This is a genomic window from Mycolicibacterium psychrotolerans (genome assembly GCF_010729305.1).
Classification (GTDB): Bacteria; Actinomycetota; Actinomycetes; order Mycobacteriales; family Mycobacteriaceae; genus Mycobacterium; species Mycobacterium psychrotolerans.
This window is the reverse complement of sequence record NZ_AP022574.1, coordinates 632,528-655,679: the sequence shown is the minus strand read 5'-3', so window position 1 is coordinate 655,679 and position 23,152 is coordinate 632,528. Positions and strand designations below refer to the sequence as shown.

General features: G+C 70.2%; 21 protein-coding genes. 11 read left to right on the top strand and 10 right to left on the bottom strand.

Translation table 11 applies throughout. The annotated features are described in order from the left end of the window. Positions 1–51: 51 nt before the first annotated feature. Positions 52–1,275, top strand: a complete 1,224-nt coding sequence (locus tag G6N45_RS03245; protein ID WP_163720385.1) for an alpha/beta hydrolase — start codon at positions 52–54, stop codon at positions 1,273–1,275. 25 nt (positions 1,276–1,300) lie between these two features. After that, positions 1,301–2,719 carry a WS/DGAT/MGAT family O-acyltransferase gene (locus G6N45_RS03240; protein WP_163720384.1) on the top strand — a complete coding sequence of 473 codons (1,419 nt, stop codon included), beginning with the start codon at positions 1,301–1,303 and terminating at the stop codon, positions 2,717–2,719. Here G6N45_RS03240 and G6N45_RS03235 read toward each other — a convergent pair. The 4 genes from G6N45_RS03235 to G6N45_RS03220 all read right to left on the bottom strand — a co-directional run bounded on the left by G6N45_RS03235 (position 2,716) and on the right by G6N45_RS03220 (position 7,180). Next, entirely contained in the window at positions 2,716–3,969 is a 1,254-nt protein-coding gene (locus G6N45_RS03235) for an alpha/beta hydrolase (protein WP_163720383.1), read from the bottom strand. The two genes, G6N45_RS03240 and G6N45_RS03235, sit on opposite strands and share 4 nt — an antisense overlap. Beyond that, entirely contained in the window at positions 3,962–5,596 is a 1,635-nt protein-coding gene (fadD12, locus tag G6N45_RS03230) for an acyl-CoA ligase FadD12 (RefSeq protein ID WP_163720382.1), read from the bottom strand. The genes G6N45_RS03235 and fadD12 overlap by 8 nt, the downstream gene beginning before the upstream one ends. Then, positions 5,596–6,405 (bottom strand): 1-acyl-sn-glycerol-3-phosphate acyltransferase, encoded by an 810-nt coding sequence (locus tag G6N45_RS03225; protein WP_163720381.1) that lies wholly within the window; start codon positions 6,403–6,405, stop codon positions 5,596–5,598. Before G6N45_RS03225 ends, fadD12 begins: the two co-directional genes overlap by 1 nt. A 94-nt stretch (positions 6,406–6,499) precedes the next feature. Beyond that, a complete protein-coding gene (locus G6N45_RS03220; RefSeq protein ID WP_163727698.1) occupies positions 6,500–7,180 on the bottom strand; it encodes an SDR family oxidoreductase in 681 nt (226 codons plus the stop codon). Between the two features lie 233 nt (positions 7,181–7,413). Between G6N45_RS03220 and G6N45_RS03215 the strand changes: the two genes are divergently transcribed. From G6N45_RS03215 to G6N45_RS03200, 4 genes are all read left to right on the top strand, one after another. Beyond that, entirely contained in the window at positions 7,414–8,334 is a 921-nt protein-coding gene (locus G6N45_RS03215; RefSeq protein ID WP_163720380.1) for a helix-turn-helix domain-containing protein, read from the top strand. A gap of 1 nt (position 8,335) precedes the next feature. Next, positions 8,336–8,857, top strand: a complete 522-nt coding sequence (locus tag G6N45_RS03210) for a dihydrofolate reductase family protein (protein ID WP_163720379.1) — start codon at positions 8,336–8,338, stop codon at positions 8,855–8,857. 70 nt (positions 8,858–8,927) lie between these two features. Next, on the top strand, positions 8,928–10,763 hold the full coding sequence (locus G6N45_RS03205) for an acyl-CoA dehydrogenase (protein ID WP_163720378.1): 1,836 nt from the start codon (positions 8,928–8,930) through the stop codon (positions 10,761–10,763). A gap of 113 nt (positions 10,764–10,876) precedes the next feature. Further along, complete coding sequence (locus tag G6N45_RS03200) at positions 10,877–11,272, top strand: YybH family protein (protein WP_163720377.1); 396 nt, start codon at positions 10,877–10,879, stop codon at positions 11,270–11,272. 69 nt (positions 11,273–11,341) lie between these two features. On the opposite strand, the gene G6N45_RS03195 is transcribed toward G6N45_RS03200, so the two are convergent. Together G6N45_RS03195 and G6N45_RS03190 are read right to left on the bottom strand one after the other, a co-directional pair. Further along, the gene (locus G6N45_RS03195) at positions 11,342–12,814 is read right to left on the bottom strand and encodes an aldehyde dehydrogenase (RefSeq protein WP_163720376.1); all 1,473 of its coding nucleotides are present in this window, start codon (positions 12,812–12,814) and stop codon (positions 11,342–11,344) included. A gap of 55 nt (positions 12,815–12,869) precedes the next feature. Next, positions 12,870–13,637, bottom strand: coding sequence for a class I SAM-dependent methyltransferase (locus G6N45_RS03190; protein ID WP_163720375.1), 768 nt, complete (start codon positions 13,635–13,637; stop codon positions 12,870–12,872). 36 nt (positions 13,638–13,673) lie between these two features. On the opposite strand from G6N45_RS03190, the gene G6N45_RS03185 reads away from it, so the two are divergent. Continuing rightward, complete coding sequence (locus G6N45_RS03185; RefSeq protein WP_163720374.1) at positions 13,674–14,831, top strand: glycosyltransferase family 4 protein; 1,158 nt, start codon at positions 13,674–13,676, stop codon at positions 14,829–14,831. On the opposite strand, the gene G6N45_RS03180 is transcribed toward G6N45_RS03185, so the two are convergent. Then, entirely contained in the window at positions 14,832–16,058 is a 1,227-nt protein-coding gene (locus G6N45_RS03180) for a cytochrome P450 (protein ID WP_163727694.1), read from the bottom strand. A gap of 83 nt (positions 16,059–16,141) precedes the next feature. On the opposite strand from G6N45_RS03180, the gene G6N45_RS03175 reads away from it, so the two are divergent. Genes G6N45_RS03175 through G6N45_RS03165 form a run of 3 tightly spaced genes read left to right on the top strand, consistent with a single transcriptional unit; the run spans position 16,142 to position 17,487 of the window. Next, positions 16,142–16,366 (top strand): hypothetical protein, encoded by a 225-nt coding sequence (locus G6N45_RS03175; RefSeq protein ID WP_163720373.1) that lies wholly within the window; start codon positions 16,142–16,144, stop codon positions 16,364–16,366. Further along, on the top strand, positions 16,363–17,220 hold the full coding sequence (locus G6N45_RS03170; RefSeq protein WP_163720372.1) for an oxygenase MpaB family protein: 858 nt from the start codon (positions 16,363–16,365) through the stop codon (positions 17,218–17,220). Before G6N45_RS03175 ends, G6N45_RS03170 begins: the two co-directional genes overlap by 4 nt. A 9-nt stretch (positions 17,221–17,229) precedes the next feature. Further along, positions 17,230–17,487 (top strand): hypothetical protein, encoded by a 258-nt coding sequence (locus G6N45_RS03165; protein ID WP_163720371.1) that lies wholly within the window; start codon positions 17,230–17,232, stop codon positions 17,485–17,487. Here G6N45_RS03165 and G6N45_RS03160 read toward each other — a convergent pair. Then, complete coding sequence (locus G6N45_RS03160; protein WP_246228861.1) at positions 17,428–19,146, bottom strand: MmpA family trehalose lipid delivery protein; 1,719 nt, start codon at positions 19,144–19,146, stop codon at positions 17,428–17,430. The genes G6N45_RS03165 and G6N45_RS03160 overlap by 60 nt on opposite strands. 41 nt (positions 19,147–19,187) lie before the next feature. Further along, positions 19,188–20,393 carry a cell envelope lipid trafficking protein PgfA gene (locus G6N45_RS03155; protein ID WP_163720370.1) on the bottom strand — a complete coding sequence of 402 codons (1,206 nt, stop codon included), beginning with the start codon at positions 20,391–20,393 and terminating at the stop codon, positions 19,188–19,190. Between the two features lie 145 nt (positions 20,394–20,538). Here G6N45_RS03155 and G6N45_RS03150 point away from each other — a divergent pair, with 145 nt between their 5' ends. Further along, positions 20,539–21,723: an acyltransferase family protein gene (locus tag G6N45_RS03150; RefSeq protein ID WP_163720369.1), complete on the top strand. Its 1,185-nt coding sequence runs from the start codon at positions 20,539–20,541 to the stop codon at positions 21,721–21,723. Here G6N45_RS03150 and G6N45_RS03145 read toward each other — a convergent pair. Further along, positions 21,698–23,152 (bottom strand): AMP-binding protein, encoded by a 1,455-nt coding sequence (locus G6N45_RS03145; RefSeq protein ID WP_163720368.1) that lies wholly within the window; start codon positions 23,150–23,152, stop codon positions 21,698–21,700. The two genes, G6N45_RS03150 and G6N45_RS03145, sit on opposite strands and share 26 nt — an antisense overlap.

The window sequence follows — 23,152 nt, the reverse complement described above, 5'->3', positions numbered from 1 at the left end:
GTTGCTGAGATTGTCCGTTTCAGCTCTGACGTGCGGGGTACGGTGAGCGCCATGACGGAACGGCCGGACATCCGGTACCCCGGGCCCACCCTGACCACGCGTTTGCAGTGGTTGCTCAAGGCCGGTCCCGGCGACTACATGCTGGCCGCCAGCGTGGCCACCGCGTCCCTGCCGGTGATCGGCAAGCACCTGGAGCCGCTCGGCGCACTCACCGCCGCAGGCATCTGGGGTGCCCGGCACGCGCCGGACTTCCTGAACTCCACCGTCAAATCACTGATGGCGCCCAACGACGCCGAGCTCAAGCGGCGCGAACGGGACTGCACCAACGAGGTGACCCAGGCCGCCCTGAGCGGCGTCGTCTCGCCCAAGGACCTCGAGATCGACTGGCCGGCCGCCGAGCGCGTTCCGCCGGTGTGGAAGATGCGCGAGCACCGACGCCACGTGCACCGCACCTCGGTGCGCTACGGCCCGCGGCCCACCCAGCTGCTCGACGTGTGGCGCCGCGACGACCTGCCGAACCATCCGGCGCCGGTGCTGCTGTTCGTGCCCGGCGGAGCGTGGGTGCACGGCAGCCGCATGCTTCAGGGCTATGCGCTGATGTCCCACCTGGCCGAGATGGGCTGGGTGTGCCTGTCCATCGACTACCGGGTCGCCCCGCACAACCCCTGGCCGGCGCACATCACCGACGTCAAGACCGCGATTGCCTGGGCGCGTGCCAACGTTGACAAGTTCGGTGGCGACCGTGACTTCGTGGCGGTCGCCGGCACCTCGGCGGGCGGACACCTCGCGGCGCTGGCGGGCCTGACCGCGAACGACCCGGAGATGCAGTGCGAACTGCCCGAGGGGTCCGACACATCGGTCGACGCCGTGATCGGCATCTACGGCCGATACGACTGGGAGGACCGCTCGACGGTCGAACGCGTCCGGTTCGTCGACTTCCTCGAGCGGGTGGTGGTGCGACGCAAGATCGCCAAGCATCCCGACGTGTTCCGCAAGGCCTCGCCGATCGCCCGGGTGCATGCAGAAGCGCCGCCGTTCCTGGTGCTGCACGGCACCGGCGACAGCGTGATACCGGTGGCGCAGGCCCGCAGCTTCGTCGACCGGCTGAAGGAGGTGTCGCGCTCGGTGGTCAGCTACGTCGAGCTGCCCGGCGCCGGACACGGCTTCGACATGACCGACGGCGCCCGCACCGGCGCGGCGTCGACGGCAATCGGCTTGTTCCTCAATCACATTCATCGAAACCGAAGCCTCATCGGGGCCAAAGAGGTTATATAGACACCTCCGAGGAGAGGTGCGCGCAGTGAAGAGGCTTCGCGGGTGGGACGCTGTTCTTCTCTACAGCGAGACGCCCAACGTCCACATGCACACGCTGAAGCTGGCGGTGATCGACCTCGAAGGGCTGGGCGGGGCGACGTTCGGCGTCGAGGAATTGCGCAAGGTCCTGCACAGCAGGCTCTACAAGCTGGACCCGTTCCGCTACGAGCTGATCGACATCCCGTTCAAGTTCCACCATCCGATGTGGCGGGAGAACGCGGAGGTCGACCTCGAGTACCACGTGCGGCCCTACCGCGTCGACGCCCCGGGTGGCCGCCGTCAGCTCGACGAGGCGGTCGGCCGGCTGGCGAGCACCCCGCTGGACCGTAGCCGCCCGCTGTGGGAGATGTATCTGATCGAGGGCCTCGCGGGCGGGCGCATCGCCGTGCTGGGCAAGATCCATCACGCGCTGGCCGACGGGGTCGCCTCGGCGAATCTGCTTGCCCGCGGCATGGATCTGCAGGAGGGCCCGCAGATCGACCGTGACTCCTACGCCACCGACCCGGCCCCGTCGCGGGGCGAACTCGTGCGCACCGCGTTCACCGATCACCTGCGCCAGATCGCGCGGTTCCCGTCGGTGGTGCGCTACACCGCGGCCGGCGTGCGCCGGGTCCGGCAGAGCCCGCACAAACTCTCGCCCGAACTGACCCGTCCGTTCACGCCGCCGCCCTCGTTCATGAACCACATGCTCGACGCCACCCGCCGGTTCGCCACCGCGACGCTGGCGCTCGACGACGTCAAGCAGACCGGCAAGCATCTCGGCGTCACGATCAACGACATGGTGCTGTCGATCTCGGCGGGTGCGCTCCGAAATTTGTTGCTGCAGTACGACGGTCACGCCGACCATCCACTGCTCGCGTCGGTGCCGGTCAGCTTCGACTTCTCACCGGACCGGATCTCGGGCAACTACTTCACCGGGGTGCTGGTCAGCCTGCCCGTCGAAATCGAGGATCCGTTGGAGCGGGTGCGCGCCGCGCACGACTCGGCGGCCGCGGGCAAGGAGAGCAACACCCTGCTCGGCCCGGAGCTGGTCAGCCAGTGGTCGGCGTACTTCCCGCCGGCCCCCGCCGAGGCGATGTTCCGGTGGTTGTCCACCAAGGACGGCCAGAACAAGGTGATGAACCTGCCGATCTCCAACGTGCCCGGTCCGCGCGAGCGCGCCCGGGTCGGCGGCGCACTGGTGACCGAGATCTACTCGGTCGGACCGCTCACCGCGGGCAGCGGACTGAACATCACGGTCTGGAGCTACGCCGACCAGCTCAACATCTCGGTGCTCGCCGACGGCAAGACGCTGGACGACCCGCACGAGCTGACGGATGCGATGGTCGAGGCTTTCGTCGAGATCCGCCGCGCCGCAGGGCTTTCCGAAGAGCTGACGGTCGTCGAAACCGCGATGGCGCCCTAGCCGGTCTGCTCGCGGGGCGCCTCCTGGCGGGTGGCCTGCACCCACGACAGGAACTCCTCGACAGCTTGCGCGGTGTAGTGCGCCCGCGGCGAGCCGTAGTAGAAGTCGAAGGCGTGCTGGGCGTGCGGGATCTCGGCGTACACCACCGGCGACGTCGACACCTCGCCCAGCGCCTCGGCGAACTCGCGACCCTCGGGTACCGGGATGATCGAGTCGTCGCGGCCGTGCAGGACGAAGAACGGCGGCGCGTCGGCGCGTAGCCGGTGGACTGGTGAGGCGTCGAGGTAGAGGGCTCGGTTGGACCGGAACGGCTGCTTGACGACGAACTTCTGCAGGAACGCGATGAACTCGCGACGGCCGTTGCCGTGCACCGTGACCCAGTCGTAGCGGCCGTAGATCGGCACCGCGGCCACCACCGACGTGTCGGCGTCCTCGAACCCGGGCTGGAACAGCGGATCGTCGTGGGTGAGCGCCGCCAGCGCCGACAGGTGGCCGCCTGCCGATCCGCCGGAGATCGCGACGAAGTCCGGGTCTCCGCCGTAGTCGGCGATGTTCTCCTTGATCCACGCCAGCGCCCGCTTGACGTCGATGATGTGGTCGGGCCACGTGTTGCGCGGGCTGACCCGGTAGTCGATCGACACGCACACCCAGCCGTGGTCGGCCAGATGGCTGAGCAGCGGATAGGCCTGCGGCCTGCGCATGCCGATCGACCACGCGCCGCCCGGAACCTGCAGCAGCACCGGCGCTTTGCCGTCGCGCGGCAGGTCGGTGCGCCGCCAGATGTCGGCGCGGTTGGCCCCGCCGTGCGGTCCGTACTGCACGGTGCCGGCCTTCTCGACGTAGCGGCGCCGGATCATGTCGTTGGGCGGCACCCCGAACACCCGGCGCCGGTTGGACTTCGCCTTCTCGGCGATCGCCTGGTAGTTCTCGCCCAGTGCCTCGCGTAGCGGGTCCTCGAAGTGCGGCTGCGACGCGACGTTGCGGCGGTGGATCAGCCACAGCAGCGCCCACGCAACGGCGGTGAGCAGCAAAGCGATTCGTCCGCGGGTACCCCGGAAGTCACCGCGCAGACCGCGGCGCACGGCGTCGGCCATCGAGCCGGCCATGTACAGCCCGGACATCTCCGAGGTCGGCCAGCCGAAGGCGAAGACGGGAATGGTGGGGTAACCCTCGCGGGCCAGTGGCCGGACGCCGTTGGCGGCGTTGAGCAGTTCGGCGACGGCGCGCAGCACGGGTCGGCGCTCAATCATGGTCGATGCGGTCCTGCAATTCCTTACGGGAGATCTTGCCGGTGATGCTGCGGGGCAGTTCGTCGAGGACCGTGATCTGGCGGGGGACTTTGTAATTGGCCAGGTTGTCTCGTACGTGCTGCTTCAGCGTGTCCGGAGTAGCCGCGGCGCCGGGGCGCAAAACCACGAACGCCACCAGGCGTTGACCGTACTTCTCGTCATCGGCGCCGAGCACCGCGGCCTCCGCCACGTCCGGATGCGCGGTCAGCGTGTTCTCCACCTCGATCGGGTAGACGTTCTCCCCGCCCGAGACGATCATCTCGTCGTCGCGGCCGACCACGAACAGTCGACCCTCCTCGTCGAGATACCCCACGTCGCCCGAGGACATGAAGCCCTCGTGGAAGTCCTTGGTGGCACCGGAGGTGTAGCCGTCGAACTGGGTCTTGTTCCGCACGTAGATCGCACCGGTCCGGCCGGTCGGCACCTCGTGGAAATCCCCGTCGAGGATCCGGAGCTCGGTCCCCTCGGCCGGCCGGCCCGCGGTGTCGGGTGCGGCGCGCAGATCGCGCGGCGTCGCGGTGGCGATCATGCCTGCCTCGGTGGCGTTGTAGTTGTTGTAGATGACGTCGCCGAATCGGTCCATGAACCGGATGACGACGTCGGGGCGCATCCGTGACCCGGACGCCGCCGCGAACCGCAGCGACCGTCCGCTGTAGCGGTCCAGCACCTCGTCGGGCAGCTCCATGATCCGGTCGAACATCACCGGCACGACGCACAGCCCGGTGGCGCGGTGCCGGTCCACCAGATCCAGCGTCGCCTCGGGATCGAACTTGCGGCGGGTGATCACGGTGCACGCCATCGAGGCCGCGAACACCAGCTGCGAGAACCCCCATGCGTGGAACATCGGCGCCACGACGACGACCGGTTGTTCGGCCCGCCACGGGGTCCGGTCGAGGATTGCCTTGAGCGCGCTCGGGTCGCCGCCGGAGTGGGTGGCGCCCTTCGGGGTTCCGGTGGTGCCCGAGGTCAGCAGGATCGTTCGGCTGCGTGCGGCGGCCCGTCGCGGCTCCTGCCCGGCGTGGGCGTCGATCAGCTGCTCGACGGTGAGGTCGTGGTCGTCGGTGTCGGTCCACGCGACGATGCGCGGCGTCTCGGGCCGACCCTGCAGCGCGCGGTCGACGGTGTCGCCGAACTCCTCGTCGTAGATCAGCACGAGGGAGCGGCCCTCGCCTTCGCGCGCGACCACCTCGGCCAGCGCTGGGCCGGCGAACGACGTGTTGAGCAGCAGCACGTCGGCGCCGATCCGGTTGGCGGCGATCAGCGTGTCGACGAACCCGCGATGGTTGCGCGCCATCAGGGCCACGACGTCGGGCTGACCGCCGGGCAGTGCCTGCAGGGCGGCGCCCAGCGCGTCGGCACGGCGGTCGATCTGCCGCCAGGTCAGGATGCCGATCTCGTCGATCAGTCCGGCGCGGTCACCGCAGCGCTGGGCGGCGGCGGCGAATCCCGACGTGACGGCCATGCGTTCGCGCTGCATCGCCCCGGCGATGCGGAGGTACTTGTCGGGGCGCATCGGCGCGATGACCCCCGCTCGCGCCAGCGTCGAGAGCAGCCCGAGGGTGCCGGTGATCGGGTCGGCGATGCCCATCAGCCCAGCACCGGCAACCGGCGCTCCGCGGCGAGGTCGTCCAGTGCGCGCTGCATCACGTGCCGGACGTGCGCGTCGACCTCGTCGATGTCGGGGTTCTCCCCGAACTCGGCGACGATGTCGATCGGCGGCAGCGCCTGCATGGTGATCTTGGTGGGCAGCGGCAGGTTGACCGGCAGCACGACCGACAGGCCGAACGGGAAGCCGAACGAGATAGGCAGGATCTTGGTGCGGGCCGCCCGCGCGATCGGGCCGAGCGCCTTGGCCACATCGGTGCCGCGGCTCAGGAACAACTGGCTCTCCTGGCCGCCGATCCCGACCGTCGGCACGATCGGCACCCCGGCGTTCAGCGCGGCCTTGATGTAGCCGGTGCGGCCGCCGAAGTCGATCTTGTTCGCCGACAGTGTCGGCCGGTAGACGTCATAGTCACCGCCGGGGAACACCACCACGACCCCGCCGGAGCGCAGTGCCTCGTCCGCGTTGTGATGGTTGGCGGGGATGAAGCCGGTCTTCTTCAGGAACGCGCCGGTCGGGCCGACCATCAGCAGGTCGTGGCTGAGCGTGTACACCGGCCGGTCGTAGCCGAACTCCTCGTAGAAGCCGCTGGCGAACACCGGCACGTCCATCGGCAACAGTCCGCCGGAGTGGTTGGCCACCACCAGCGCGCCGCCGACCGGGAAGGTGTCCAGGCCGCGGACCTCGGCGCGGTGATAGCCCTTCAGAAACGGTCGCAGCAGCCCCATCACCCGTTCGGTGAGTGCGGGATCCCACTTGGTGATCTCGGACGGCGTGATGTCGGTCGAGCTCACTGAAGGCTCCTCGGAGAGACGGACGTCGGACTGGAACGTGTTCTAGTTTTGCCAGTCTACCCAAGGTGCGGCCGGCGCTGTGCCGACCATCTTGTCACTGCGGGGCGTCGGACAGGTGCGCCTTGACGGTGCGGGTCAGTTCGTCGCCGAGGATCTCCGGCTGACCGGCGAACAGGCCATCGAGGGCCAGGGCCGCCACCACGGCCGGGTCGGTCTTCTGGTCGGCCGGGATGTAGCTGACCATGTCGGTGTCCATGTAGCCGACGTGCAGAGCCGCGACGTGGATGCCGCGCGGGGCCAGCTCGGTGCGGACGGCGTCGGTGAGCGCCCAACCGGCGGCCTTCGCGGCGGCGTAGGCGCCGCTGGTCGGGACGTGCGCCCAGGACAGCACGGACAGCACGTTGAGGATCGAGCCGCCGCCGTTGCGCTCGATGACGGGCGCGAACGCGCGGATCACGGACAGGGTGCCGAAGTAGTGCGTCTCCATCTCGAGGCGGATGTCGTCGATGGACCCGTCGAGCAGTCCGGCGCGGGTGGAGACGCCGGCATTGTTGATCAGGACCGTCACGTCGCCCGCGGTCTCGGCGGCGCGGCGCACCGAGTCGGGATCGGTGATGTCGAGCTGCAGGGGGATCGCCCCGGGGAGGTCGATGGTCTCGGGGCGGCGCGCGGCGGCGTACACGGTGGCGCCGCGCTCGAGCAGCTGCTCGGCGAACCGGCGGCCGAGCCCGCGGTTGGCGCCGGTGACGAGTGCGGTGATGTGGTCGGTGGTCATAGGCGAGTTCATGGGGTCCTCCTCCGGATGCTGGGTACAGCAGGCTGAACGCAGAGGATTGGCCGAAAAGTCCCGCAGGCCGAAAGCCAGCGCTGCGCCACGCGCGACGGTAGGTTCATCCTCACTATGGCGGAACCTGGTCGGGGGTTCCGCCCTAGTGCTTTTGCGGGTCCGGGCGAGACAGCAGGAATCGTCATGGCTCCCGGAGCGCCGGGCAGGCGATACTCGGACGCGTGACGGACCCATCGGGGCGCGATCGGCTGCGCGAACTCCTCGACGCGGTGACGGACGCGGGCAACGGCGACGTCGGTGCGATGGCGCGCAGCAGCCACGCCTCGGAATTCCACTTCTCCCGGGAGGTGCGCCGGCTCACCGGAGAATCCCCTGCGGCGCTGCGGCGTCGCATCATGCTCGAACGGGCGGCGTGGCGGCTCCAGCGCGGCGAACCGGTGTCGGCCGTCGCCGCCGGGGAGGGCTGGTCCTCGGCGGAGGTGTTCTCCCGCGCCTTCCGCCGCACCTACGGACATCCGCCGTCGGAGGCCGCCGCCGTGCACTTCCGGCTGCCCGCGCCCAACGGGCTGCACTTTCACCCCCCGCAGTCGCTGTGGCTGGACAGTCGCCGCAGTACCGCCCCGGCGCCCGACGTGACGGTGCTGATGATCGACCACGACCTCGACGACACCGGCCAACTCCTGACCCGGGCGGTCGAGCTAACCCCGCAGCAGTGGACGGCCCCGATCCGCCCCGGCCAGACGGTGCTCGACTGGGACGGGCCCGAACCCAGCGTCGGGGCGGTGCTCGGCGCGATCGTGTGGACCAAGCAGGTCTGGCTGGCCACGATCGCCGGGGAGGACTTCCCGGCGCGCACCTCCACCTGCCCGGATCTGATCGACGCCGAGGCCCTGGCGGCGTTCCACGACGAGATCGGAAAGCGTTGGCGCACAACGATCGCCGACTACACGGCGGCCGGCCGGCTCGGCGACACCGTCATCGACGCCCTCTGCGAACCGCCGGAGTCGTTCCCGCTGTACGGGATCGTCGCGCACGTTCTGACCTACTCCGCGCACCGGCGCGAACTCACCCGCGCGATGCTCGCCGAACACGGCGTCGACACCGGCCGCGGCGACCCACTGGACTGGATGAGAGGGACCTGACATGGCCTGCGTCTACTACACCGCCGCCAGCCTCGACGGCTACGTCGCCGACGAGCACGCGAGCCTGGAGTGGCTGGTCACCCGCGACATCGACGCCGAAGGACCGTTCGCCATCGACCCGTTCCTGGCTTCGGTCGGCGCGCTGGTGATGGGGGCCGACACCTACGAGTGGATCCTGGCCCACCACCCCGGCGAGTGGATGTACTCCCAGCCGTCGTGGGTGATGACGCACCGCCCGCAGATCGTGGCCGCGGGCCACCCTGTGCAGACGTTCGCCGGTGAGGCGACGGAGCTGTTCCCGACGCTGCGCGACGCGGCCGGGGACCGCCACGTCTGGGTGGTCGGCGGCGGGAAGGTGGCCGGGCAGTTCGTCCGTGCCGGCCTTGTCGACGAAATGATCGTGTCCTACGCGCCGTGCACGCTAGGGGCGGGCTCCCCGGTGCTGCCGGTGCGCTCGGAGTGGAAACTGGTCGCCACGGCCCGCAACGCCGACTTCGTCTGCGCGCACTGGCGTAAAGCCTGACGGGCGCGGTCCGGCGGCATAGTCTGTCTCCCGCAGCAGCAAGCGGCGATGATCAGGCGAAAGGCGCATCATGGGCCACTACAAGAGCAACGTCCGCGACATCGAGTTCACCCTGTTCGAGACGCTGGCACTCGAGAAGGTGCTCGCCACCGGCGAATTCGGCGACCTCGACGGCGAGTCCGTCCATCAGATGCTGCAGGAGGCGGCCAAGCTGGCCGAGGGCCCGCTGTCCGAGGCCTTCGCCGAGACCGACCGCCAACCGCCCAGCTTCGACCCCGCCACGCACGTCGTCAGCATCCCCGAACCGTTCAAGAAGACGTTCCGGGCCTGGCGTGACGGCGAGTGGTCGCGCGTCGGCATGGTGGAGGACATCGGCGGCGTTCCGGTCCCGGCGATGGTCGAGTGGGCGGTCAACGAGTTCGCCCTCGGCGCCCAGCCAGCGGTGTTCCTGTACTCGGCCGGCCCCAAGATGGCCGACATCCTCTATGCGATCGGCAATGAGCGTCAACGGCATTGGGCGTCGCTGATGATCGAGCGGGACTGGGGCGCGACGATGGTGCTCACCGAACCCGACGCCGGCTCCGACGTCGGATCGGGCCGCACCAAGGCCGTCGAACAGCCCGACGGCACCTGGCACATCGACGGCGTCAAACGGTTCATCACCAACGGCGACGGCGACGACCTGTTCGAGAACATCATCCACGTGGTGCTGGCCCGGCCCGAGGGCGCCGGACCCGGCACCAAGGGCCTGAGCCTGTTCATCGTGCCCAAGTACCATTTCGACCCCGAGACCGGCGAGCTCGGCGAACGCAACGGCGTCTACGTCACCGGGCTCGAGCACAAGATGGGCCTCAAGGCGTCGGCGACGTGTGAGCTGACGTTCGGGCAGCACGGCACCCCGGCCGTCGGCTGGCTGGTCGACGACACCCACAACGGCATCGCGCAGATGTTCAAGGTGATCGAGTACGCGCGAATGATGGTGGGCACCAAGGCGATCGCGACGCTGTCCACGGGGTACCTCAACGCGCTCGAGTACGCCAAGAGCCGCGTGCAGGGTGCCGACATGACCCAGATGACCGACAAGGCCGCACCGCGGGTGACGATCATCCATCATCCCGACGTGCGCCGGGCGCTGCTCACCCAGAAGGCCTACGCCGAGGGGCTGCGCGCGCTGTACCTGTACACCGCCGCCCACCAGGACCCGGCGGTCGCCGCGGTGGTGTCCGGCGCCGACGCCGAGATGGCCGACCGCGTCAACGACCTGCTGCTGCCGGTGGTCAAGGGCGTGGGCTCCGAGCGCGCCTACCAGTGCCTGACCGAGTCGCTGCAGACGCTCGGCGGATCGGGCTTCCTGCAGGACTACCCGATCGAGCAGTACATCCGCGACGCCAAGATCGACTCGCTCTACGAGGGCACCACCGCGATCCAGGCGCAGGACTTCTTCTTCCGCAAGATCGCGCGGGACCAGGGCGGGGCACTGATGCACGTGGTCACGCAGATCCGGGCGTTCCTCGACGACGGCTCGGCTCGTCCCGAACTCGCCGACGGCCGGGCTCTGCTGTCCACCGCGGTCGCCGACGTGCAGGCGATGGTGGCGGCGATGACGAAGTACCTGATCGACTCGCAGCAGAATCCGAGCGAGCTCTACCGGGTGGGTATGGAGTCGGTGGCGTTCCTCCTGGCGGTCGGCGACCTGCTGCTCGGGTGGCTGCTGCTTCATCAGGCCGAGATCGCGCTGACCGCGCTCGACGGCGAGGTGAGTGAGCGTGACCGCGACTTCTACACCGGCAAGGTGGCCACCGCGTTGTTCTTCGCCAAGAACATGCTGCCCGGGCTGACCTCGCGGCGGGCGATCCTCGAGGCGGTCGACCTGACCGCCATGGAGGTGCCCGAGTCGGCGTTCTAGGGTCCCCTTTTCACCGCGAGCAGACGCGAACTCGGGCGAATCACCGCCAATTCACGCGAGTTCGCGTCTGCTCGCGGCGATGATTTCGGGGCGCCGGCCCGGTCTGCACCCGCATGACCGACGAAACCGCAATCCGCGACGTCCTCGACCGCTGGCTGGGCGCGATCCGCGCCCGTGACCTCGACGGCGTCGCCGCCGCACACACCGACGACATCGTGCTGTTCGACGTGCCGGTGCCCTACGACGGGGTGTACGGCATCGACGGCTACCGCGCCACCTGGCCGGAGTTCTTCGAGTGGATCGCCGCCGGCGCCGTGCTGGAGTTGGTCCGGCTCGACGTCACCGCGGGCGACACCGTCGCCTACGCGCACGCACTGTTCCGCTCCGGCATGCCTGAGGACATCGCCGCGCACCCCGAGAAGCGGCTGCGCAGCACGTTCGGCTTGCGCAAGATCGACGGCGCGTGGGTGATCGCCCACGAGCACCACTCGATGCCGCACACCGCCTGACCGCGAGCAGACGCAAACTCATACTCGCCGAAGCGATTTCGTGCGAGTTCGCGTCTGCTCGGCAGAAGATCAGGACGGGGTGTAGCCGAACGGCAGCAGGATCGACTTCGGCTCGCAGTACGCCTCGATGCCCTCGGTGCCGTTCTCGCGGCCGATGCCCGAGTTCTTGTACCCGCCGAACGGGGCGCCCGGGTCGAACGCGTACATGTTCACCGCGTACGTGCCGGTGCGGATCCGGCGGGCGATCTTGAGCGCCTTCTCGTTGTCGGTGGTGTACACCGACCCGGCCAGCCCATAGACCGAGTCGTTGGCGATGCGCACCGCGTCGTCCTCGTCGGTGTAGGGGATCACCGCGAGCACCGGCCCGAAGATCTCCTCCTGGGCGATCGTCATCGAGTTGTCGACGTCGGCGAACACGGTCGGCTGCACATACCAGCCGCTGTCGAGTCCCTCGGGACGCTCGCCGCCGACGACGACGCGCGCACCCTCCTCGACACCCTTCTTGATGTAGCCCTCCACACGCTCGCGCTGCTTCTCGCTGATCAGCGGGCCGATCATCGCGGCGGGGTCGGTGGGCAGGCCGGGCAGCATGCCCGACACCGCCGCCGAAAGCTTCTCGACGACCTCGTCGTAGCGCGACCGCGGCGCCAGGATGCGGGTCTGCCCGACGCAGGCCTGTCCGGAGTTCATCAGCCCGGAGAACACCAGCATCGGCAGCGTGGAGTCGAGGTCGGCGTCCTCGAGGATGATCGCCGCCGACTTGCCGCCCAGCTCCAGCGTGCACGGCTTGAGCCTCTCCGCGGCGATCTTGGCGATCTCCTTGCCCACCGCCGACGAGCCGGTGAACGTGAACTTGTCCAGCTCGGGGTTGGCGGTCAGGGCGCGGCCGGTCTCCGGGCCGCCGGGCACGATCGACAGCACGCCCTCGGGCAGCCCGGCCTCGGCGAACGCGTCGGCCATCGCGAACACCGACAGCGGCGTCTCGGCGGCGGGTTTGAGCACGATCGTGCAGCCGGCAAGCAGCGCGGGGCCCAGCTTGTTCGCGGCGAGGAAGAACGGCACGTTCCATGCGGTGACGGCGCCGACGACACCGATCGGCTCGCGCACCACCAGTGTCTGGCCGTAGATGCCGTCGCGGATCTCCTGCCAGGTGAACTTGTCGGCCGCGCCCGCGAAGAACTGGAACGCCGACATCGCGGCGCCGTACTGCATCATGTCGACGATCGTCGGCGGCTGCCCGGTCTCGGCGGCGAGCAGGAACTTCAGCTCGTCGGCCCGCTCCTCGAGGATCTTGACCGCCCGCGCCAGCACCTCGCCGCGCTCGGCGGGCGACATCTGCGGCCACGGGCCCTCGTCGAAGGCCTTGCGCGCGGCCGCGCAGGCGGCGTCGACGTCGGCGGCGCTCGCCAGCGGAACCTTGCCGACCAGCTCGCCGGTGGCGGGGGAGTGCACCTCGATCACGTCGGAGGTGGCCGGCTCGACCCACTTGCCGCCGATGAACAGCTTGTCCCATTCGGTCTTGAACGCCGTGCTCTGTGTCATGGACGTCACATTACCTACGATCCGGCGGAAGTAGAACCTGTTGCAGTTCGCGGAATCAGGACGGCGACAACACCAGCACCAGATTGCTCACCGCGAATTCCCGCAGCCCGGGCACCTTCGTCAGTTTCCACGCCCATCGCGGGTGGTAGCGGGGGAAAGCGGCGACGAGCGCGCCCGTGCCCGCCGCCCAGCGCAGCCCGTCGCGGGCATGCACGGCGAACAACGACGAGCCGTAGTCGTTCTTGGGTCGACGACCGTGCCGGCGGGCATAGCGGTCGGCGGCCCGTTGCCCGCCCAGATAGTGCGTCAGCCCCATCTCGTGGCCGCCGAACGGCCCGAGCCACACCGTGTACGACAGGATCGCCAGCCCGCCGGGCCGGGTGACGCGCAGCATCTCCGCGCCGAGCCGCCACGGCTGCGCGACGTGTTCGGCGACGTTGGAGGACAGGCAGACGTCGACGCTGCCGTCGGCGAACGGCAACGCCGTGCCCGAGGCGCGGACGAACGTCCCCGCGCGCCGGTGGGTGCGCGGCGCGGCGGCGTGCATCTCCCGCGGGTCCGGTTCGACCCCGAGGTAGCGCATCCCCGCGTCGGTGAACGCCGACGCGAAGTAGCCCGGGCCGCCACCGACGTCCAGCACGGTCAGGCCCGCCGGGTCGCTGCCGGTCGCGCCGGTCCACAGGTCGGTGACGAGCGCGACGGTGTCGTCGGCGAGGGCGCCGTAGAAGCGGTCGGGATCGGTCTGCTCGAAGCGGAACGCCGAGAGCAGCCGCAGCGAGCGCGCCAGCGTCGCCCGCCGGGCGAACAGATCCGTAGCGACCACCCGGCCACCCTAGGCACACCGCTAGTCTGAACACCGATGTCCGCCCCCCTGAACTCCGTGTTGCTGCTGTGCTGGCGCGACACCGGCCACCCGCAGGGCGGCGGCAGCGAGACCTACCTGCAGCGCATCGGCGCCCACCTGGCCCGGTCCGGGGTCCGCGTCACGCTGCGCACCGCGCGCTACGACGGGTCGGCGCGCCGCGAGGTCGTCGACGGGGTCGAGATCCAACGCCGGGGCGGGCCCTACTCGGTGTACGTGCGCGCCGGGCTGGCGATGGTCGCGGCCCGCGTGGGCGTGGGCCCGCTGCGGCACGTCCGGCCCGACGTCGTCGTCGACACCCAGAACGGGCTGCCCTTCCTGGCCCGGCTCGCGTACGGCCGGCGCGCCGTCGTGCTGGTGCACCACTGCCACCGCGAGCAGTGGCCGGTGGCAGGCCCGGTGAAGAGCCGCATCGGCTGGTTCGTCGAATCCCGGCTGTCGCCGCGGCTGCACCGGCGCAACCAGTACGTGACGGTGTCGCTGCCCTCGGCGCGGGATCTGACCGAACTCGGGGTGCGGGCCGACCACGTCGCGGTCGTGCGCAACGGCGTCGACGCCGCGCCGCAGGCCAGCCTGACCGCGCCGCGGTCGCCGACGCCGCGCGTCGTCGTGCTCTCGCGGCTGGTGCCGCACAAGCAGATCGAGGACGCGCTCGACGCCGTGGCCCGGTTGCGCCCCCGGATCCCGGAGTTGCACCTCGACGTGGTGGGCGGCGGCTGGTGGGCACAGCGCCTGGTCGACCACGCTGACCGCCTCGGCATCGCCGACGCGGTCACCTTCCACGGACACGTCGATGACGTCACCAAACACGCTGTCCTGCAACGCAGCTGGGTCAACGTGCTGCCGTCCCGCAAGGAGGGGTGGGGCCTGGCGGTGGTCGAGGCCGCCCAGCACGGCGTGCCCACGATCGGGTACCGGTCCTCGGGCGGACTGTCCGATTCCGTCGTCGACGGCGTCACCGGGATTCTCGTCGACGACGTCGAGGATCTGGTCGAGGGCTTGCACCGGCTGCTCACCGACCCCGTGCTGCGCGAACAGCTCGGCGCCAAAGCGCAGGTGCGCAGCGGGGAGTTCTCCTGGGACCAGAGCGCCGACGCGATGCGCGCGGTCCTGGACGCGGTGCGCGCCGGGCGCCGCACCAGCGGCCTGGTCTGACTACCGGAACCGCGGCCCGGCCGCGGGCCTCAACCGGACCGGCATCGAACGCACGCCGTTGATCTGCACGGAGCGCACCCGTTCGACGGGCCCGGTGATCTCGACTTCGCGGACGCGGCTGAGCAATTCGGTGAAGATCGCCGTCGCCTCGACGCGCGCGAGGTTCGCACCCAGGCAGAAGTGGGTGCCGCCGCCGCCGAACGCCAGATGATGGTTCGGCGAGCGCCCCACGTCGAAGCGCTCGGGATCGGTGAAGTGTGATTCGTCCCGGTTGGCCGACGGATAGAACATCATGACGCGCTCCCCGGCCGAGAGTACGACGCCGCCCACCTCGGTGTCTCGGGTCGCGGTGCGCGCGAACATCGTGACCGGACTCGTCCAGCGCAGCATCTCCTCCACGGCGGTCGGCATCAGTGCGGGGTCGGCGGCCAGCCGCGCCCACTGGTCTGGGTGTTCCATGAGCGCGAGAGTGCCTGCCGCGACGAGGTTTCGGGTCGTGTCGCCGCCGGCGTTGATCAGAAGGAGGAAGAAGAGGTTGAACTCGAGATCGGTGAGCCGCCGGCCGTCCACCTCGGCGTGCAACAGGTCGGTCGCGATGTCGTCGCCGGGGCGTGCGCGCTTGTCGGCGGCCAGTGCGCTTGCGTACTCGAACAGCTGAAGCTGCGCCTGCTTCTGCTCGACGTCGCCGATCAGCCGGGTGTTCATGATCTCGGTGAGCGCATAGAGCCGGCGGCCGTCGTCGCGCGGGATGCCGAGCAGTTCGGCGATCACGAAGGACGGGAGGGCACCGGCGATGTCGTCGACGAAGTCACACTCGCCGTGCCGGAGCGCGCGGTCGACGATGTCGCGTGCCATATCCGCGGTGCGGGCGCGCAGCCGCGCGACGTGCCGGGGTGTGAAGCCGTGGCTCACCAGCGACCGCAGCGCCGTGTGCCGGGGAGGATCCATCGTCAGCATGATCAGAGCGAGTTGGAAGGACTCCTCCGGCGGCGGGATGTCGAGGAAGGCCCCCGTCGTCTGCGACGACCACGTCTGGCTGTCGCGTGAGACCGCGAGAACGTCGTCGTAGGCGGTCAGCGCCCAGAAGCCGGGTTTGTCCCCGTACGGATGCCAGGCGACCGGCGCACGGGCGCGGAGCTCGCGGAACGCGCCGTACGGCATACCGGCGCGATAGGTGTCCGGATCGGCGAGATCGACACCGCCGATACTGATCGCGTCTTCGGGCATCGTCATCGGCACCTCCCCGCGTGGAACGCACTGTAGTACCGGAAGCCCACCGGAGGGTCGGAACCGTCGTTACCATCACCGCCATGCCCAGCACCCCGCGCCGGATCCTGGACTACCGGATGACCGTGGCCGAATGGCTGGGTACCGCGGCGCTGCTCGGCACGCCCTACGCCGCGATCGGAGTGGTCTACACCCTGGTCGGCAACGACTTTCTCGTCCGTGCTGAGGGTTTCCGCGCCGCGGCGGCGTTCGTCGGGGGTGTCCTCTACTGGCCGGTGCTGTTGCTCGCGGGAGCCTGCACGCCATGACCGCGAACCGCATCGAGGTCGCGCACCGCACCGCGCGGTGGGACGACGGTCCGGTGACGGTAGCGGATGCGATGGACTTCTGGTCCTTCGCCGCCGGGGCGGCCAACGTGATCATGCAGCTGTCCCGCCCGGGTGTCGGGCACGGCGTCGTCGAGAGCACCGTCGAGTCGGGCAACCTGATGAAGCACCCCTGGAAGCGGGCGCGCACCACGTTCACCTATCTCGCAGTGGCGATTCGTGGCACCGACGAGGACCGGGCGGCGTTCCGCGCTGCGGTCGACGACGTGCACCGGCAGGTGCGGTCGACTCCTTCGAGTCCACTGCGCTACCACGCCTTCGACCGTGATCTGCAGATGTGGGTGGCGGCGTGCCTGTTCGTCGGTCTCGAAGACACGTACCAGTTGCTGCGTGGGCCGATGACACCGCAGCAGCGTGAGCAGTTCTATCTCTCGGCGTGGCCGCTGGGCACCACCCTTCAGGTCACCGAGGACCAGTGGCCGCCGAGCCGGGCCGAATTCGACGACTACTGGGCCGCGGCCTGCACGCAGATCGGGTTCGACGCGGCGGTGCGCGACTACCTGATGGACCTGATCCACCTGCGGATGATCAATCCCGTTCTGGCGGTGCCGTTCCGGCCCCTGCTGAAGTTCTTGACGGCGGGCTTCCTGGCGCCGGTGTTCCGTGACGCGCTCGGCCTCGGTTGGGGCGCGGGGCGGCAGTGGATGTTTGAGCGGCTCTTCCTCGTTGTCGCCTTCGTCAATCGGTTCCTGCCCGAATTCGTGCGGCAGGCGGGCACGTTCGTGCTTCTCGCGGACGTCCGGACCCGGGTGCGTCGACACCGCCGTCTGGTCTAGGGGGAATCGATGGGAATCCGCACCGCCGCCCGCCGCCTGCTGAGCAGACGCGTCTCGGTGTACGACGTGGTCGAACTCGCGCTGTGGCTGGCGATCCCGTACGTGGCGATCGGCTTGACGTGGGCGTTCTTCCAGACGCAGCAGGTCGGTGCCGTCGAAGACATCCTGACGACGCGGCTGCCGGCCGGTGCGGACATCCTGTCCTATCTACTCGTCGCGACGCTCTGGCCGCTGAGCATGCTCATCCCGGCCGTATGTGCCACGTGATCGCCTGCGGCGCAACGTCATCGCACCCAAGCCGATGATCAACTGGGCCAGCCAGACTCCGTGCGCGGCGAGCACGACGGCTCGGTGCGGCGAGGACGGGCTCTGCCCGCCGACCCGGTAGACCGTGAGCTCGGCGCTCCGGAACGCCACGGGCAGCACCAGATTCGCGCCGGACCCTTCGACGACGACCCAGCCAACCCCTGCCGCGGCCAACCGGTCCCGGTCGGCGCCGGCGCGCAGCATCTCCTGGACATCGCGTGCGCGGGCGCCCTCACCGGGCACGGTGCGTCCGCCGATCGACAGGTCGCCGGTGGTGAGCACCTCGGCGCGCAGCCACCTCGGCAGCGGATCGAGCACGGGTGCGGGCCCGGCCCAGCCGAAGTGGCGCATGCTGTCGACCGGCAGCACCGCGACAGGCGCCGGGTCGGCGTCGATGACCGCGGCGGCCTCCCACCACGCCGGCGGGTACCGCACCGGCCGGACCTTCCCGCCCACGCCCCAGGCCAGGTCGGGCAGCGTCGCGATCACCGCGGCGCAGCACACCACCGCGATGGCGACGGCGGGCACCCTGGGCCGCAGCGCGACCACGGCCGCCGCCCCGGCCAGCGCGTAGCCGGGCATCGCCAGCGCCACCCACTTCTGGCCGTCGCGTACCACACCCAGGCCGGGTATCGCCTCGATCACCGCCTCGACGGCCGCCAGCCCCGGGCCCGTCGCCATCAGCGCGGGCACCGTCACCGCGGCGACCCCGAGCACCAGCAACGGCACCCCGGCGCGGCGCCGGATCATCACCGGCACGCCGACGGCCACCACGGCCAGCAGCGTCAGCGTCGCCACCATCGCGAAAAGACTTGTGCGCGAAGCTGGTACCGCGTCGGCGTTCCAGATGCCGGCCAGCCCCGCGAGGCTGCCCAGCGTGCCCAATCCCGGCTCGGCGCGGGCCGCGAACGCCGCCACCGCGGCCCCCTGATCCGCACCGGAACTCCAGCCGTCCGCCACGGCGGAGGCCACCAGCCACGGCAGCGCGGCCGTCGTCGCCGCGGCGAGGCTGACCGCCGCGCAGAACCGGCGGGACCGGCCCGGCCCGGGCGCCACCGCGCAGGCCAGCGCGACCGTCGCCGCCAGCATCAGGCCCGTCGGCGTCAGCCCGGCCAGCGCCATCCAGAACAGCACGGCCCCGACCCCGCCGAAACTGTATTCCACGCGCTCCGACGGCCGGTTTTCGCGCGTGGAATACAGTTTCGGCGCAGAACGTAAGGACAGCACCGCGGCGGCCACCCACGGCAGCGCGCCGTAACCCACCAGCAGGCTCCAGTGGCCCTGCAGCAGGCGTTCGGCCACATACGGATTCCAGATCGCGACCGTGGCCGCGACACACTGCCCGGGCACGCCCGCGTCCGGCAGCATCGCCGCGGCCAGTCGGGCCGCACCCCAGCCGGCCAGCCAGATGCCGAGGATCAGCAGCGCCTTGACCACCACCCCGCCGTCGAGCACCGCCGACGCCAGCGCGACCGCGACGTCCTGCGGCAGCGCCCGGGGCGCCGCCTGCGTGAGCCCCAGCGCGGCATCGGTCAGATACGACCGCGGCGTCGACACCGCGTCGCGCAGCAGCAGATAACCCGGCCCCAGCAGCGGCGCGGTCACCGCCAGCGCCAGCACCAGCGCGTACGCCGGGGCGACCAGCGAACGGGTGCGGGCGATCAGACCGGTCGGTCCGGCGGCAGATCCGTCGGCCGCTGGGCGGGCAGTTTCTCGGTCTTGGCTTCCGCGCCCGGGACCGGTTCACCCTCGTCGCCGCGCCCGCCGAAGAAGCGGTCGCCGGTGTCGTCCAGGCCGGGGTCGATGAGCATCGACTCGGCCCGCATGCTGAACGAGCCCAGCAGCGCGCCGCCGATCAGGGCGACAAGACCGAGCGCGGTGAACGTGATCGGCAGGATGCGGCCCCACAGCGCCACCCGGTCCCGCTCGTCGAACGCCGCGGCCACCTGGGATTCCACCGACTCGTCGTTGGTCGTCACCGTGTAGTCGACGAACGTCACCTCGGGCTTGAGCGCCTCGCGGGCGTAGTAGTGGTAGCCGCGGTCGGTCTCTTTGACGATCGTGCCCGACACCGGGTCGACCCAGAAGCTGCGCTGCGCGGCGTAGTACCGCGTCATTGTGATGGGTTCCTCGGGGTCGCCCGGGAGGCCCCACAGCGCGGCGCGCGCCGTGACCTGGCTGTCGGCGTCGTCGTCGTACAGCGAGGCGTACTTCACGGGTTCGACCAGCTTGCCGTCGTCGTCGAAGCCGACGTTCTGGGTGAACTTGTAGGCGGTCAGCCCGTTGACGTCCTCTTCACCGGCGTAGTTGGCGTCGTAGGGCTTCTGCGCGATCGGGTCGAAGAACGGGTAGGTCTTCTTCTGCGTGTCGAACGGGAAGCGGTAGGCCAGCCCCTCGTGGGGCAGCGCGATGTTCGTGGGCGGGTTCTCCTCCTCGATGGCGCGCGGCTTCTGCACGGCACCGCCGGGGTTGCTCTCGCTGGACACCGACTCGGCGGTCTTGCGGTCGAGGGTCACGGTGTCGACCATCGCCAGCAGCAGGCCCTTGTCCTGCTGCTGGTCCGACCGCCGCAGCGTGTCGCCGACCTGCAGCGTGACGACATCGGCGTTGGCCGGCGACTCGACGCTGATCTGCTGCTGCATCACCACCGGGACGTCCTTGTCGACCACGAACCGCTGCGTGTTGAGCGACGCGGGGTCGAAGGCGTCACCGGTGCCGTCGCTGACCAGCGTGGCGTCGATGTCGAGCGGGATCTTGGAGATCTTGCCCTTGGTGTACGTCGTCAGCAGCAGCGCGGCGATGAGCAGGGCAGCGCCCAATCCCATGAGTCCGCACGCGGCAAACCTCAGCGCAACTGCGCGGTTCAATACCGTGTCTCCCTTCGCGCGCGGCAAAACCCGTTCGACCCTAACAGCACAAGCTAAGGCCCTCACTGACGAGCGCGATTGGACGGCCGCCGGTCCTGACTACCCGTTTTCCGCGGGGTGTCGCAGAAGGCGCACACTGTTCGTCGTGACCCGATCCGAGACGGCCGCCATCGCGCGCTCTGTCGGGGGCACCCGGAGTTTCCTGCCCGCGGTGGAGGGCCTGCGCGCCTGCGCGGCCATCGGCGTCGTCGTCACCCACGTCGCCTTCCAGACCGGTCACACCACCGGGGTGACGGGCCGGCTGCTGGGCCGCTTCGACCTCGCGGTCGCGGTGTTCTTCGCGCTGTCGGGTTTCCTGCTGTGGCGCGGGCACGCGGCCGCGGCAAGGGGACTGCGCAAGCGGCCGGCGGCCGGGCACTACCTGCGGTCGCGGTTCGTGCGCATCATGCCCGGCTACCTCGTCGCGGTCGTGGTGATCCTGACCCTGCTGCCGGATGCCAGAGCCGACGCCACGGTGTGGCTGTCGAACCTGACGTTGACGCAGATCTACGTGCCGTTGACGCTGACCGCCGGGCTGACCCAGATGTGGAGCCTGTCGGTGGAGGTGGCGTTCTACATCGCGCTGCCGTTCCTGGCGCTGCTGGTGCGCCGCGTCCCGGTGCGCGCCCGCATCCCGGTGATCCTGGCCGCCGCGGTGGCGAGCCTGTTCTGGGTGCGCATCCCGTTCGACCCGGCGTCGGGCCACAACCTGTGGAACTGGCCGCCTGCGTTCTTCTCCTGGTTCGCCGCGGGCATGGTGCTCGCCGAGTTGACCGTCTCGCCGGTCGGGTTGGCGCACCGGTTGGCGCGCCAGCGGCTGCTGATGGCGGGCGTGGCGGTGACGGCCTTCCTGATCGCGGCGTCGCCACTGGCGGGCAGGGAGGGGTTGCAGTTCGGCACGATCGGCCAGGTCACCGTCAAGACCGCGATGGGCGCGGTGGTGGCCGGTGCGCTACTGGCGCCGCTGGTGCTCGACACCCCCGACACCGCGCACCGGTTGCTCGGGCATCCGACGATGGTGACGCTGGGCCGCTGGTCGTACGGCCTGTTCGTGTGGCATCTGGCCGCGCTGGCGATGGTGTTCCCGCTGCTCGGCGAGTTCGCGTTCAACGGGCACTTCGTCCCGGTGCTGGTGCTGACGGTGGTGTTCGGGTTCGCGATCGCGGCGGTCAGCTACGCCCTGGTGGAGTCACCGTGCCGCAATGCGCTGCGCCGGTGGGAGCGGCGCAACGACCCGACCCCGCTGGACAGTGCGGTCGACGACGTCACCGAGCCCGCAGTCGCGAGATGACCTCGTCGCGCACCGCCGACCGGCGCGCCTTGCCGGCGTCGTCGCGCAACGGCCGGTCGCTGAACTCGACCGTGCGCGGCAGTTTGTAGCTCGCCAGCCGGTCGGCCAGGAACGCCGTCACCTCGGCCGCGTCCAGGCCCGGTGCCTCGACGATGACGTGCGGCACCTGGCCGAGGTCGTCGTGGGGCACCCCGACGGCCAGGCTGGACAGCACTCCGGGATGTTCGGCCAGCGCCGACTCGATCTCGGCCGGGTACACGTTGCGCCCGCCGACGGTGAACATGTCGACGCGGCGGTCGGTGAGGTAGAAGAATTGCTCCGCATCGAAGTAGCCCAGGTCGCCCAGCGAGTCCCAGCCGTCGCGGCTCGTGGCCGTGCTGCCGACATAGCGGTAGGTGGGCCGTGATCCCGGGGCGCGGCGCATGTAGATCTCGCCCGCCACGCCGGGCGGGCACTCGTTGCCGTCGTCGTCGAGCACCTTCATCTCCCCGGCGACCACCACGCCCACCGAACCCGGATGCGTCAGCCACTGGTCGCCGGAGATGAACGTCAGCGCCTGCAGTTCGGTGCCGCCGTAGAGCTCCCACACCTTCTCCGGGCCCAGCAGCTCGATCCAGGCGCGCTTGACCGCGGGCGGGCACGGCGCCGCGAGATGCCAGAACCTGCGGATCGACGACAGGTCGTAGGCGTCGGGGTCGGCGCGGTACACCGGCAGCAGCCGCTGCATGATGGTCGGCACCGTGGTCAGGAACGTCACCCGGTGCTCGCTGACCAGCCGCAGGAACTCGTGCGGCTCGAAGCGCGGCATCACCACCAGGTGATGGCCCTGCAGCAGGCCCACCGCGAACGTGGTGAAGCCGGTGTTGTGGCTCAGCGGCACCGAGATCAGCGAGACGTCGCCCTCCTGCGCCCCCAGTGGCGCGCCGATCGCCGCGGGAATCCGGCTGTCGTTGCCTGCCTCGATCAGTTTCGGCCGCCCGGTGCTGCCGCCCGAGGCCATCGACTTCCACACCGGTGAGACCGCTTCCGGCAGCGGTGCATCCGGGAAGTCCTGCGCCGGCGCCGCGGTCGTGGTCGGGGTGACGCCGGTGGGGTCGGTCCGGCCGACCAGCAGCGCCGGACGCCGCAGCTCGAGCAGTGCTGACAGCTCCGCGTCGGGCAGCCGCGCGGACAGTGGTTGGGGCACCGCGCCCAGCTTCCAGCAGGCCAGCACCGCGTAGATCCAGTCCAGCGAGTTGGGCAGCAGGATCGTCACGTAGTCGCCGACCCCGACGCCGAGGGAGGCGAAGCCGCGCGCCAGCCGGTTGGTGGTGGTGTCGAGCTGGGACCGGGTCACCGTGACGCCGTCGCAGGTCGCCGCAGGCGCCTGCGGGTGCTGCGCGGCCAGTGCCGAGACCTGGGTGCCGATCGGCGGGACGGGGGAGGTCAT